Genomic DNA, 12,101 nt, shown 5'->3' on the forward strand with positions numbered 1-12,101 from the left:
TCAAGAACCGGGGTGACAACAATCAGGAACTAAAGGAAATGACAGGACGGTGATAATTAGTCCTGCAGGTTGGCGGTTCGGGTAATCTCTTCCTGGTTAAGCAGGCGGATCTTCTTGCCTTGAAGTTCAATCAGACCATCCTTTTTGAATTCAGAAAGCAGGCGGATGGCCGATTCTGTAGCGGTACCTACCAGGTTGGCAATCTCTTCGCGACTCAGCCTTACGTTCAGGGTAGTGCCATCCTGCTCTACGCCATAAGTTTCCTTGATGAAGAGAAGGGTTTCCGCAAGTCTCTCCCGCACAGGTTTCTGTGCCAGGTGGGTTATCTTGGTTTCGGCTTTACGCAATTCGCTGGCAATGATACGCATCATCTCAAAAGAGAGGTTGGCATCTTTTTGCAGGATGCTCATAAAAAGGTCCTTGGGAATAAAGCAGACAGATGAGTCGTCGAGTGCAATTGCAGAAGCTGTGTACCTCTCCGCGGATAGTAATGCCTTATAGCCGATGATGTCACCTGGCTTAGCCAGCCTGACGATCTGTTCGCGGCCATCATCTCCTGAATGAGAGAGCTTAATTTTGCCGGTATTTACGCAGTAAATGCCGAAGGGATAGGTGCCTTCCTGGAATACTACTTCTCCTTTTTTATAGGTGGAGCAGACCTTGGCGGCGTCTATCTCTTCCAGATTGCACTTTTCCGCTTTGAATAAAATTGATCCAAAGCGATCCTGACAGTTCATACACGAGGCATTATGGAAAGGCGTACACATAGTATTCGATCCCCAAAATTACTAATTTAGTAGATTAAAACCTGCAAAAAATCGCATCTGTGAACACTCCTTATGGCATTTAGTTATTATATAATATATAAACCATTCCAGGTACTTACCCGTTTCGGAAAAGAAGAAGGTAAAGCGAGCCTGGGAGACTTTTTTAAAGTTCCTTCGGATGTTTACCCGGTGGGACGTTTGGATTACGACAGTGAAGGGCTCCTGATCCTGACCAACGATAAGGCCCTCAATCACCGGCTGCTTGATCCAAAATTTGCACATGAAAGGGAATACTGGGTACAGGTGGACGGGGCTGTTACTGATACTGCCATCCAACAGCTGAGCCAGGGAGTATCCATCAATATTGATGGTAAAATGTATAAAACACGTCCCTGTAAAGCCACCCTTTTTCAGGAAGAGCCGGCGGTGCCTGACCGAAATCCTCCTATTCGTTTCCGCAAGAGTATTCCGGCACCCTGGATAAAATTGTCTCTCAAAGAAGGGAAGAACCGACAGGTAAGGAAAATGACGGCGGCAGTAGGCTTTCCCACGTTGAGACTTATACGTTACCGGATAGGCAAGGCCACCATAGCGGGCTTACAGCCGGGCGATCTCAAAGAATACAGTAAACAGGAGCTCTACGACTTGCTTTTTAAAGCCTGATCCCGAAGGTTGTGCTGCTTTATTGTCAGGAAATCCCCTGCCCGTAGGCCTTTACGCGAAGCTTATTGACCGTACGGTGCCCTGTTTACATTTCATCGTAACACTGTCATCTTGAACGATTCTTTGTGCTTTGGGCTAATTTAGGTAGGTTTGTTGCTTACAAATCTCTAATATGCTGAAATCAATGACCGGCTTCGGACGGGCTGAAATAACCCGGGGAGAGACAACAATAGTGGTAGAAATTAAATCACTGAATGGAAAACAGTTTGAAGTCAACCTGAAAATTTCCCCGTTGTTAAAGCCCTACGAGTTTGATATACGCAATCAGCTGCAGCAAACATTAGTACGCGGCACGCTGGATGCCAGTGTTAATATCAGGCAGAACGGAGCAAACCGTCCGGTGGTCATTAATACAGATCTGGCAAAGTTCTACCATCAGTCTATCACTACCCTTGCTGATGAACTGAATCTGCCTAAAGAAGATATGCTCAATGTGCTCATGAAACTCCCCGAAGTGGTCAGCCCTGCTAATGAGCAAATCTCAGAAGAAGAGTGGCAGGAAGTGGAGAAGGCGCTGCAACAGGCTATCTCAGACCTCGATGCACATCGCCTTGATGAAGGCCAGGTGCTGGCTGCGGACTTACTCACCCGTATTGAGAACATTGAAAATTATACGATCAGGGTAAGAGAACTGGACCCCCAACGTAAAGACAGGGTAAGAACCAGACTTGAGTCGCTGCTGGCAGAATACGTAGGTAAAGAGAATATTGACGAGAATCGCCTGGAACAGGAATTGATATTTTATTTAGAAAAACTGGACATCTCTGAAGAACTGGTAAGACTGGAAAACCACTGCCGCTACTTCAAAGAGATCCTGAAAGAAGCGGAACCTTCCAAAGGCAAAAAACTGGGATTCGTGTTACAGGAAGTAGGCCGTGAAATCAATACGACCGGCTCCAAAGCAAATGATGCCAACATCCAGCAATGGGTTGTGCTCATGAAAGATGAGCTGGAAAAAGCGAAAGAGCAGGTGCTGAATGTGCTGTAATAAAAAACCGTATCGCAATAGTATATGAATAAATTCTTCCGGATGATGGCTGTAGGAGTGCTGCTGGTAGCAGCTTCCTGCGAGCCCATGAAGATGGACACCTATGAAAAGAACCTGGAGATACCGGGGCATGAATGGGCCTACAACTATAAGCCAGCATTTGAGGTCACCCTGCAACCGGCAGATACCGCCTATCTGTATAACATCTCTGTGAATATCCGCCACAAGGATGCATACCCCTATAGTAATATTTACCTGCTGATCAATACGCAGTTCCCGGGCGAACAACCGGTCTCCCAAAGGGTGGAATTACCCCTGGCTGACATGACTGGCAAATGGCTGGGTAGTGGACTGGACGACATTTATGAACACCAGATCCCCATTCAGCAACATGCAATTTTGAACAAACCAGGTACTTACAGGTTTACTTTTGAACAAAACATGCGGCAAAATCCGCTTCCGGATATCATGAATGTTGGCTTACGGGTGGAGAAAGCCGGTTTACGGACCAATGAAAAAGCTACTCAATAAATTACAGGACGGGAAAGCCATTTCCGTCATCTATCTGTTTGTACTTGCATACACAATCCTGGCACTCGTATGGTGGGGCGTACTCCTGTTTATGCAAAGTGAACAGATCTCCCGCTTTGAAATCCAGAACCTCGTGTTAAGAACTGACAGTGTTGCGCATCCGGTAGAATATCAACAGGAACTGGCACGCATCCAAACGACTGAATACCGCCGTACTGTCATGTTTATCGGAGAGGGGATTATTTTCCTGGCGATCATTTTAATGGGTGGTTTCTTTGTTTACCGCTCCATCTACAAGCAAATGAAGCTCTCACAGCAGCAGCAGAACTTTATGATGGCTGTAACACACGAACTAAAATCCCCTATCGCCGCCGCCAAACTCAATCTTGAAACACTTCGTAAACATAGACTGGATGAGGAAAAGCGGCTAAAACTACTCGACAATACTATTCGCGAAACCAACCGGCTTGACCAGCTCTGTAATAACATATTACTGGCATCCCAAATGGAGTCAGACCGCTATAAACTATTCCGCGAAGACCTCAACTTCTCCGAACTGTTGACCACCGGCGTAAAGGAAATCAAGGGCAGAATCGCCACACACGCCATACAGGCACATATTTTGCCTGATGTATGGCTGAATGGTGATAAGTTCATGTTGCAGATCGCGCTGAATAACCTCGTGGAGAATGCGGCTAAATATGCACCGAGAAATACGGTTATAGACGTACGGTTAGAGGAAAACGCCGGACAGCTAAGATTGATTGTAAAAGACGAAGGGCCGGGTATCCCGGTCGATGAACGGGAAAGGATCTTCCTCAAATTTTACCGCATTGGCAACGAAAATACCCGAAAAGCCAAAGGCTCCGGGTTGGGCCTCTTCCTTACCAGAAGGATCGTACAGCAGCATGGAGGCACCATCATCGTGAAAGATAATGTACCTACAGGAGCATGTTTTGAAATCACATGGCCGGTATATTCCGTACAAACGGCGTAAATTACATTATCAGTAATTTAAGCTATCGAAATTTAAACTATGAAGGAAGCTACAAAAGCATCCATACTACTGGTAGAAGACGAAGAAAACCTTCAGGAAGCCCTCAAGCTGAATCTGGAGCTGGAAGGCTATGAAGTAACGGCTGTAGATAATGGAACCGCTGCTTTAAAAGCAGTAAAGAACGAATATTTCGACCTCATTATACTGGATATCATGTTGCCGGAGATGGATGGTATCGCCGTTTGCGAGAATATCCGCATCCAGAACAACGAAGTGCCTATCCTCTTCCTCAGCGCCAAGAATAGCAGCGCGGACCGTGTATTGGGCCTGAAGAAAGGTGGCGACGACTACATGACCAAACCTTTCAACCTGGAAGAATTGCTGCTGCGTGTAGATAAACTCATTTTAAAGAATAAGAAGATTCAGGACAAAGACAGTGTATCTAATGTCTACCGTTTTGGCGATAACCAGATCGATTTTGCCGCACAGGAGTGCATCGGTAAAGATGGCAAACACTATGAGCTGAGCAAGAAAGAAACCATGCTGCTAAAGCTCCTGATTGAGAATAAAGGTGAAGTTGTAACCAGAGAAAAAATTCTGCAGGTAGTATGGGGGTATAACGTATATCCTACTACCCGCACCATTGACAACTTTATCCTCAATTTCCGCAAGTACTTTGAAGAAGACAGCCGGAATTCCAGGTATTTCCATTCAGTAAGAGGCGTAGGCTATAAGTTTACAGAATAGCCCCCTACCCGATCAATATTATTAATTGCGAAGTGCGGTTCTCGTATTTCGCAATTTTTTATTTTATAACCCCTGCTTCCCCTACCACTTACCGGTCAAATGACACCGTTTTTATTATAAATACTGCCTTGTAAGAAGTGTTGCTTCCTGCTTAAGCATATTTGACGGATATTGTTAGTACTGGTCAGAAAAGTAGCATTTCGTACCGAACTAAGATTTAATTGTATCCTTGGAATAGTAAACCGATAAGGCGTGAGTTTTTGCTTTGATTTATTCAATGCAGCGGGCTGGCAATATTGGCTGTTTTTTTTAATAAGCCTGACCCTGGTATTGATCTTGTTCCGAAGCCGGGAGAAAAAGATGAAAAAGGATGTGGCTAAAGAGATAAGGAGACAGCAGGCGCTCATCCACCTTGAAATGCATGCATTTCAGGCCCAGATGAACCCCCATTTCATTTTTAACAGCCTGAATGCCATACACCACTACATCCTTACAACCAGCACGGATCTGGCATCCCTGTACCTTACACGTTTTGCCCGCTTAATGCGGCTCATCATCCGTAATTGTAGCAAAGAATGGGTGAACCTTGAAGAAGATGTGGAGGCGCTGGAGCTTTATCTGCAACTGGAACAACTCCGGTTCGGCCCACAATTCGACTACCAGTTAGAAGTACTGCCCGCCGTTGCCCAACAGCTAACTTTTATCCCTCCCCTGCTCATACAACCATATGTACAGGATGTGATCTGGCGCCGTCTGCTGTTAAGGCCGGGCAAAGGCGGCATGCTACATATCACCATTGACCGCGAAGGCGATGAGATTGCCGTTTGTATTGAAGATAATGGTGTACAACAGGAGGCCGCTGACCTGGACCAACAGTCTTATCTGACCAAAGGCATCACCATTGCCGAAGAAAGACTACAGGTCATCAACGAAAAATATCACATCCAGGCCCGGATTGAGGAAGAAGAAAATCCCGCCGGTCACCGGATCAGAATCTCTATGCTTCATGTCAATAGCCGTATGATGCCTGCATATGAGGGATAATACGATCGCAGGGATTAAAATATCTCCGATGTCAGCAGATTTTGTATTTTCAACATGGAATTATAGCCAGTCTGCGATACGTTAAACTATTCACACATTACCTAGCCCTAAGCCGAGCGTAAAGGAATACAAATAGAACAAGAATTATTAATCGATCATGCGAACCATCATCGTTGATGACGAAAAGCTGAGTAGAAGTGTACTGAAACTATTACTGGAGAAGCACTGCCCCTCTGTTAATATCGTTGCGGTATGTGCTGATGGACTTTCAGCGCTTGAAGCCATAGAAAAACATCAACCGGAACTGCTCTTCCTTGATGTTGAAATGCCCGGCCTCAATGGTTTTGAGGTGATAAAAACCTGCGGTCATATAAACATTGCCATCATCATTACTACCTCTCACGAAGTATATGCACTGGAGGCTATCCGCAACCATGTTGTCGATTTTTTGCTGAAGCCTATCCTGAAAGAAGATTTGCAGGAAGCTGTGGATAAAGCGATGGTCCGGCAGGCCCATCGTAACGAAAAGACCCCGGCGCGCAACAGCAATACCATGGAACTACTGCACCAGCACCTCCATCCCGGAGAAAGACTGGGTCTGCCCAGCCCTGAAGGCTTACGAATGATCCTCGTAAAAGACATCCTGTATTGCGTGGCCGATGGGATCAATACCCGCGTACACCTGCTATCCGTAGCGGAACCAGCCACGGTATACCGCTCACTAAAAGAAATGGAAAATATGCTGAAGAACAAGGGGTTCTTCAGGGTACACCATAGCTATGTAGTGAACCTGAATCACATGGACCGGTACCTGAAAGGCGATGGTGGCGAGATCATTATGAATGATGGAAGTTGTATTCCTGTTTCCAGGCATAGGAAACAGGACTTCATGGAGCGAATCGAGCGACTATAGCTTTTTAATATCCCCACAGGCCATCCATCCGGTTTTGCCATCCGGCAATTCAATCTTGCAAAACTCACTGGTACCGTCTGTTATCTGCACTTTTACACCTTCATGTAGTTCAAACAGATCTTTACTGTTCTGATCCGGAGCGGATTTCACCTTTACCACATTGCCCATGATGATGCCGTTGTCGTGGGTAGTTGCATTGACATAGGTAGTGATCGCCATGAACAGGTAAAAAGCAAACAGTAAACCCAGTAACCCGGTTGCACTCTTTACAACCGTCGGAAATAAAGTGGGGCGTAGCAGGAGTAAGATACCTCCTGCAACTGCCAGCCAGAAAAAGATAATAGTGCCTGTCGCCCAGCCATTGGGAGCATGCATATATTTGATTGCCGTCCACCATTGCTGGAAAAACAGTTGAGGCAATTCATTGACATATCCTTCCACCCGTTGATTAGCAATATTGAGATTATGCTGCGCTGCCTTACTGAAAGGATCTACAAGCAAGGCTTTTTCGTAGCTATACACTGCCAGACCGGTACGGTTTGCTTTGTACCAGGCATTGCCTGTATTGATCAATAGTTCCGGCTGATCAAATCCTTCATCTACCAGTCGCTGATAGAGGTTGGCAGCTTCTGTATATTGTTTTTGTCTGAAAAGGGTGTTTGCTTTTTCAAAATCCTGCTGCTGGGGAGCCATTGCCGCCAGCAGGCGGGTACTGCTCAGCAGTATGCATAAAAGTATAGTGGTTACGATGTGTTTCACGTTGACTTCTATTTTATTTTAAACGGCGCTTTTCGCCCTTGTCAGTTCATCTTCCAGTTTGCTGATTACCTGTACGGCCTGTTGATATGTTCCCTGCATCTTGCTATTATTGTGGTTGGGCGTATACAAAGCCATTTCACAATTATCCAGCAGGTCAAACAGCTCAGCAGTATATTGTTCACTCACCTGTTGCTGGGCCAGTTTATCCTGGATCAGTTGCTTACTCAGGTCTGCAAACGGTACATGCAGTTTGTTACTCAGATAACCCCATACAGCACGGGATGTCTCTTCATAAAATGCTTTGTCTTTACCCTCTTTCAGATAACGGGCGGCGAGTTCCAGTCGTTTGAGTGCTACCTTGTTAGCATAGCGATGTTTCAGGAATGCAGCATTATTCTGTTGATACTCCAGGCGGCGACGGAACAGCCATGCACCAGTCAGTGCCAGTAACGGCAGGAGCAGGAGCAGGTAGAACCAGATAGAGGTAATGAAGTAGGTATTGTGTTTAACCCAATCCAGTACGCCGTTGCTGTTGTTAGTAATAGCGTTTTTGTTGATACTGAAGTCTTCTTTTTCACGCTTGGTTTGCTTGCCCGCCGTTACATGAATGGCAAAAGGCTTGGAGCTGACAGTTTTGTAGGTTTTAGAATCAGCATCAAAGTAAGAGAATTCCACAGGTGGAATCGTCTGCTCTCCCGCTTCTACCGGCATCAACACATATTCAAAAGTACGGCTACCAGATAGTGGGTTACTGTTCTTTTCAATATTGTCAGACACTTTAGGGTCATATTTATCAAAGCTGGCAGGGATGTCAACTTTAGGAGCATTCAACAGGTTCACATTCCCCTGGCCGGAAATCGTCACTTTCAGGGTCAGGGCATCGTCTGTAGACAAGCTATTCTTGTCCACAGTAGCAGTCATGTTAAATCTTCCCACGGCTCCATTATAGCTCGCAGGGCGGCTATCGATCGGCAGCGGTTTCACCGTTACCTTAACAGGTGCTGTCTGGATTTTGTAGGGAACATCCTGGTATTCTACTTCAGGACGGTTAAAGATATCATCAAAGAAAGGATCGTTGAACGCATCTTTGAAAGCAGGATCATTGAATATATCAGCCATGGGATCCCTGCGTTTACCATTCTTCACGAGTTTCACCAGTCTTACATGGTTTTCTACCTCTACAGGATCCAGTTCCAGCGTTCCGGATTGCATTGGGAACAACATGGTTTTACGGATTACGAATACCCTATATGGTATACCATTCACCATTTCCTCGCTGGCCTGTGGTGGATTGGGCAGTTCGATATCTTTAGCTGAAAAACCTTTGAAGGCAGGTACTTTAGTCACACTGGCATTAGTAGGGAGGCGGGTGTATAGCTTGTAGGTCGCAGTCAGCTGCTCTCCTTCGTAGAGCGATGTCTTGTCAACATCTACCTTTACGAAGATGTTCTTTTTAAGTTTGGCATTGATGTCCTCACCATTCTTCAGCACTCCTTCCATATCTTCTGCCTGGCGATTGGGAGCGTTATGCTGCCCCATGCCGGCAAAAGGATTAGCAGGCACCTGTTGCCGTTGCGGCTGCTGGGCAGCTGCATTGTTATTCCCTTTCAATACCTCGATAGTGACAGGATTTGATTTTACGATATCGCCATTCACCCTGGCAGCGGCAGCCGGAATGGTAAAGTTACCAACCCGTTTGGGCCTGATCAGGTAAATCAAAGCGATATAATCAGAACGCCTGCCATTGACAATTGACGTACCCTGCATCTGGTTAGGGCCCTGCAATAATTCAAAATCGTTGAAATTGGGTGGTGTGAACTGAGTTACATTCGTGCCATTTTCCAGCATAAACTGGATCTGGAATGGTTCGTCCAATGCCACTCTATTGCTTGAGACAGATGTGGTGAACTTAAATTCCTGCGCTCGCAGACTAGATACTATGCCCAGCAAAAACAATAGGGATAGTAGCGACCTCCTTATACTAACAGTAATGACCTTCATAATGTATAACAAATTTAACCAAACGGCACCCCTTACAGAGGCTGTCGCAGTTAAAAGTTAGTTAAAAAAAATATAAATATGAGGACTTGAAACGCTTGCTGGTAAGGGATTTAGCTAATATCGCCCAAAATTGGGCGCATGATCACTTCTTCCACAACAGCCTGAGCAGAGAGAGTGTAAGCAGCCCATAGCAGGTTCGCCACATCAGCAGGTGCCATCATTCTGTCTGCCGGCCCATCCCATCCATCCCACGATGCTGTGAGGGTAGGTCCGGGACTGAGTGCGGTGACTTTCACATGGTGATTTTTGAGCTCTTCACGCAGGTTCTTTGAGAAGCCCAGCAGGGCAAATTTTGTAATGCTGTAAGCCCCTCCATTGGGATAGGCCTGGTAGCTGGCTGTAGAGCAGAGGTTAAAAATGTGTCCTTTACGTTGTGCAATCATGGAGGGTAATAATTGCCGGGTGATGGTATGTGCGCTAAATACATTTACGGCCATCAGGTATTCCAGCAGACCGTCTTCCTGCTCATGCAGGGCCCCGGGAAAGTATAATCCCGCGTTGTTTACCAGGATGTCTACAGTCTGGAATGTTTCTTTTATTTTGTTGGCAAATGCCAGTACTTCTTCCTTTTTGCTCATATCAGCAGGGAATGTCAATACCTCCGCCTTTGGCGCTTTCGCTTTAATATCTGCTGCGGCAGCTTCCAGTTTGGCTGCATCCCTGGAACAGATGGCTACATTAAACCCTTCCATGGCCAGTTTTTCGGCGATGGCTTTCCCTATACCTTTACTGGCACCTGTGACTACTGCGTTCATAAATCTTGTTTAGAAGCTGGAAAATAGTAAAAAATGTGGATTCCGTATCTTTGCGATACATGAAATACAAGCATATATTTTTCGACCTTGACCACACATTATGGGATTTTGAAACCAATGCCTACCAGGTCTTAGAAGAATTATACCACACACATACGCTGGCCAGCAGAGGAGTTCCCTCGTTTGAGGTATTTCACCGCACCTACATGACCCATAACGATAAATTGTGGGACCGCTTCCGTAAAGGATTTATTACCCGCAATGATCTCAGGTATAAGCGATTTAGTATGACCCTGCTGGATTTCAAGATTGGGGACGATAAGTTATCACATGCAATGGGCACACAGTTCCTGGAAATATTGCCTTACAAAACCGTGTTATTTCCAAATGCTATCGAAGTACTGGAGTATCTGGCTGCAAAGAACTATCCTATGCACATGATCACAAATGGGTTTGAAGAAACCCAGCTGGTAAAGATGAAAAGTTCAAAGATAGATCACTTCTTTACCCATGTCATCACATCGGAAGTGGCAGGTAGCCTCAAACCATACCGCGAGATCTTTGATTATGCGATCAAACTGGCAGGCGCTACTGCAGACAGTAGTATTATGATTGGGGATGCGTTGGAAATTGATATTCTGGGAGCACACAATGCGGGAATGGATCAGGTATATTTCAATAACCTCGTGCCGGTCAATGGAACCTTACAACCGACGTATGTGATCAAAGGATTGGAGGAGTTGAAGAATATTTTATAAACGAAACAAAACCAGGGGCTTATCTTTTTATAGAAACGATACCGTTTCCATCTGGTACCTAATAAAAGGATCCTGTATCAAAAGAAAGACACAGGATCCTTTTTAATTATTTCTTGTTGGCAGGTTTTGCTGCTTGTGAAGCCTGTACATTAGCTGTAGTTGGCTTTGCCGTCTTCGTCCGCAGGCTGGCCGTATTACCCGGCTGCTTGCAGCAGGCACTTTTTCCGGTAGCATCTTTCTTACAGCAGGCTTTTGGCTTTTGCTTGTCCTGGGCCATTGCTGTACCTGTCAGGAAAAGTAAGGTCATTGCACCGAATAACATCTTCTTCATAGCTGGATGATTTAGTTACCTTTTAAAGTTAACCTTTTCTATTTACAAAGTAGCAATTACCGTCTGACCGGAACGAACTACCTGCTCCAGTTGCACATCTACTTTAGTCCCTATAGGCAGATACAGATCCACACGTGAACCGAACTTGATAAAGCCCAGCTCTTCGTTCTGGCTCACCTGCATACCAGGTTTCAGATAGTTAACGATACGCCGTGCAAGCGCTCCGGCAATCTGCCTTACCAGGATGTCAGCCTTACCATTGCCTATCACTACGGTATGACGTTCGTTTTCAGTAGAAGACTTAGGGTGCCATGCAACCAGGTACTTACCTGAATGGTATTGAGACAGCTTAACTTCTCCACTGATTGGGTTTCTGTTCACGTGCACATTTGCAGGGCTCATAAAGATGGATACCTGCAGACGCTTGTCTTTGAAGTACTCAGGCTCGTAAGTTTCTTCGATTACGACCACTTTACCATCGCAGGGGGCCATTACCAGGTTTTCGCCCAGTTTCATTTCTCTGGCAGGGATGCGGAAGAATGAAACGATGAACAGGAATAAAACCAGGGAAAAGGCAGCTACGATATTGCCTACGAGGGGCATACCGGGGAGGAAATAAATGACTGCACCGCTGATCAGTGCAAGTACTACAAAGGCGATCAGAATACTGGCCAATCCTTCTCGATGAATCTTCATGCTGTAATTGTTAGGTGATATAGTTTGGTTA

General features: G+C 45.6%; 14 protein-coding genes. 8 read left to right on the plus strand and 6 right to left on the minus strand.

Annotated elements, in window-relative coordinates; translation table 11 throughout:
- Nucleotides 1-56: 56 nt before the first annotated feature.
- Nucleotides 57-737 carry a Crp/Fnr family transcriptional regulator gene (locus ABDW33_RS08675; protein ID WP_233525546.1) on the minus strand — a complete coding sequence of 227 codons (681 nt, stop codon included), beginning with the start codon at nucleotides 735-737 and terminating at the stop codon, nucleotides 57-59.
- Between the two features lie 102 nt (nucleotides 738-839).
- Here ABDW33_RS08675 and ABDW33_RS08680 point away from each other — a divergent pair, with 102 nt between their 5' ends.
- From ABDW33_RS08680 to ABDW33_RS08710, 7 genes are all read left to right on the plus strand, one after another.
- Entirely contained in the window at nucleotides 840-1,430 is a 591-nt protein-coding gene (locus ABDW33_RS08680; protein ID WP_343689667.1) for a pseudouridine synthase, read from the plus strand.
- A gap of 172 nt (nucleotides 1,431-1,602) precedes the next feature.
- Complete coding sequence (locus ABDW33_RS08685; protein WP_343689668.1) at nucleotides 1,603-2,478, plus strand: YicC/YloC family endoribonuclease; 876 nt, start codon at nucleotides 1,603-1,605, stop codon at nucleotides 2,476-2,478.
- A gap of 24 nt (nucleotides 2,479-2,502) precedes the next feature.
- Nucleotides 2,503-3,009, plus strand: a complete 507-nt coding sequence (locus ABDW33_RS08690; protein WP_343689669.1) for a gliding motility lipoprotein GldH — start codon at nucleotides 2,503-2,505, stop codon at nucleotides 3,007-3,009.
- Nucleotides 2,990-4,006, plus strand: coding sequence for an ATP-binding protein (locus ABDW33_RS08695; protein WP_343689670.1), 1,017 nt, complete (start codon nucleotides 2,990-2,992; stop codon nucleotides 4,004-4,006). The genes ABDW33_RS08690 and ABDW33_RS08695 overlap by 20 nt, the downstream gene beginning before the upstream one ends.
- A gap of 39 nt (nucleotides 4,007-4,045) precedes the next feature.
- Nucleotides 4,046-4,753 (plus strand): response regulator transcription factor, encoded by a 708-nt coding sequence (locus ABDW33_RS08700; RefSeq protein ID WP_343689671.1) that lies wholly within the window; start codon nucleotides 4,046-4,048, stop codon nucleotides 4,751-4,753.
- A gap of 252 nt (nucleotides 4,754-5,005) precedes the next feature.
- On the plus strand, nucleotides 5,006-5,797 hold the full coding sequence (locus tag ABDW33_RS08705; RefSeq protein WP_343689672.1) for a histidine kinase: 792 nt from the start codon (nucleotides 5,006-5,008) through the stop codon (nucleotides 5,795-5,797).
- 157 nt (nucleotides 5,798-5,954) lie between these two features.
- Nucleotides 5,955-6,710 carry a LytTR family DNA-binding domain-containing protein gene (locus ABDW33_RS08710; RefSeq protein ID WP_343689673.1) on the plus strand — a complete coding sequence of 252 codons (756 nt, stop codon included), beginning with the start codon at nucleotides 5,955-5,957 and terminating at the stop codon, nucleotides 6,708-6,710.
- Here the strand turns inward: ABDW33_RS08710 and ABDW33_RS08715 are convergent.
- From ABDW33_RS08715 to ABDW33_RS08725, 3 genes are all read right to left on the minus strand, one after another.
- Nucleotides 6,705-7,469: an SH3 domain-containing protein gene (locus ABDW33_RS08715; protein WP_343689674.1), complete on the minus strand. Its 765-nt coding sequence runs from the start codon at nucleotides 7,467-7,469 to the stop codon at nucleotides 6,705-6,707. The two genes, ABDW33_RS08710 and ABDW33_RS08715, sit on opposite strands and share 6 nt — an antisense overlap.
- A gap of 18 nt (nucleotides 7,470-7,487) precedes the next feature.
- Nucleotides 7,488-9,470, minus strand: a complete 1,983-nt coding sequence (locus ABDW33_RS08720; protein WP_343689675.1) for a BatD family protein — start codon at nucleotides 9,468-9,470, stop codon at nucleotides 7,488-7,490.
- 110 nt (nucleotides 9,471-9,580) lie between these two features.
- On the minus strand, nucleotides 9,581-10,285 hold the full coding sequence (locus ABDW33_RS08725; protein ID WP_343689676.1) for an SDR family oxidoreductase: 705 nt from the start codon (nucleotides 10,283-10,285) through the stop codon (nucleotides 9,581-9,583).
- A 59-nt stretch (nucleotides 10,286-10,344) separates the two neighbouring features.
- Between ABDW33_RS08725 and ABDW33_RS08730 the strand changes: the two genes are divergently transcribed.
- On the plus strand, nucleotides 10,345-11,043 hold the full coding sequence (locus ABDW33_RS08730; RefSeq protein ID WP_343689677.1) for a YjjG family noncanonical pyrimidine nucleotidase: 699 nt from the start codon (nucleotides 10,345-10,347) through the stop codon (nucleotides 11,041-11,043).
- A 106-nt stretch (nucleotides 11,044-11,149) separates the two neighbouring features.
- Here ABDW33_RS08730 and ABDW33_RS08735 read toward each other — a convergent pair whose 3' ends face one another.
- Nucleotides 11,150-11,374, minus strand: a complete 225-nt coding sequence (locus ABDW33_RS08735; RefSeq protein ID WP_343689678.1) for a hypothetical protein — start codon at nucleotides 11,372-11,374, stop codon at nucleotides 11,150-11,152.
- 42 nt (nucleotides 11,375-11,416) lie between these two features.
- The gene (locus ABDW33_RS08740; RefSeq protein ID WP_343689679.1) at nucleotides 11,417-12,070 is read right to left on the minus strand and encodes a phosphatidylserine decarboxylase family protein; all 654 of its coding nucleotides are present in this window, start codon (nucleotides 12,068-12,070) and stop codon (nucleotides 11,417-11,419) included.
- Nucleotides 12,071-12,101: the final 31 nt, after the last annotated feature.

Source organism: Chitinophaga sp. (assembly GCF_039596155.1).
Lineage (GTDB): Bacteria > Bacteroidota > Bacteroidia > Chitinophagales > Chitinophagaceae > Chitinophaga.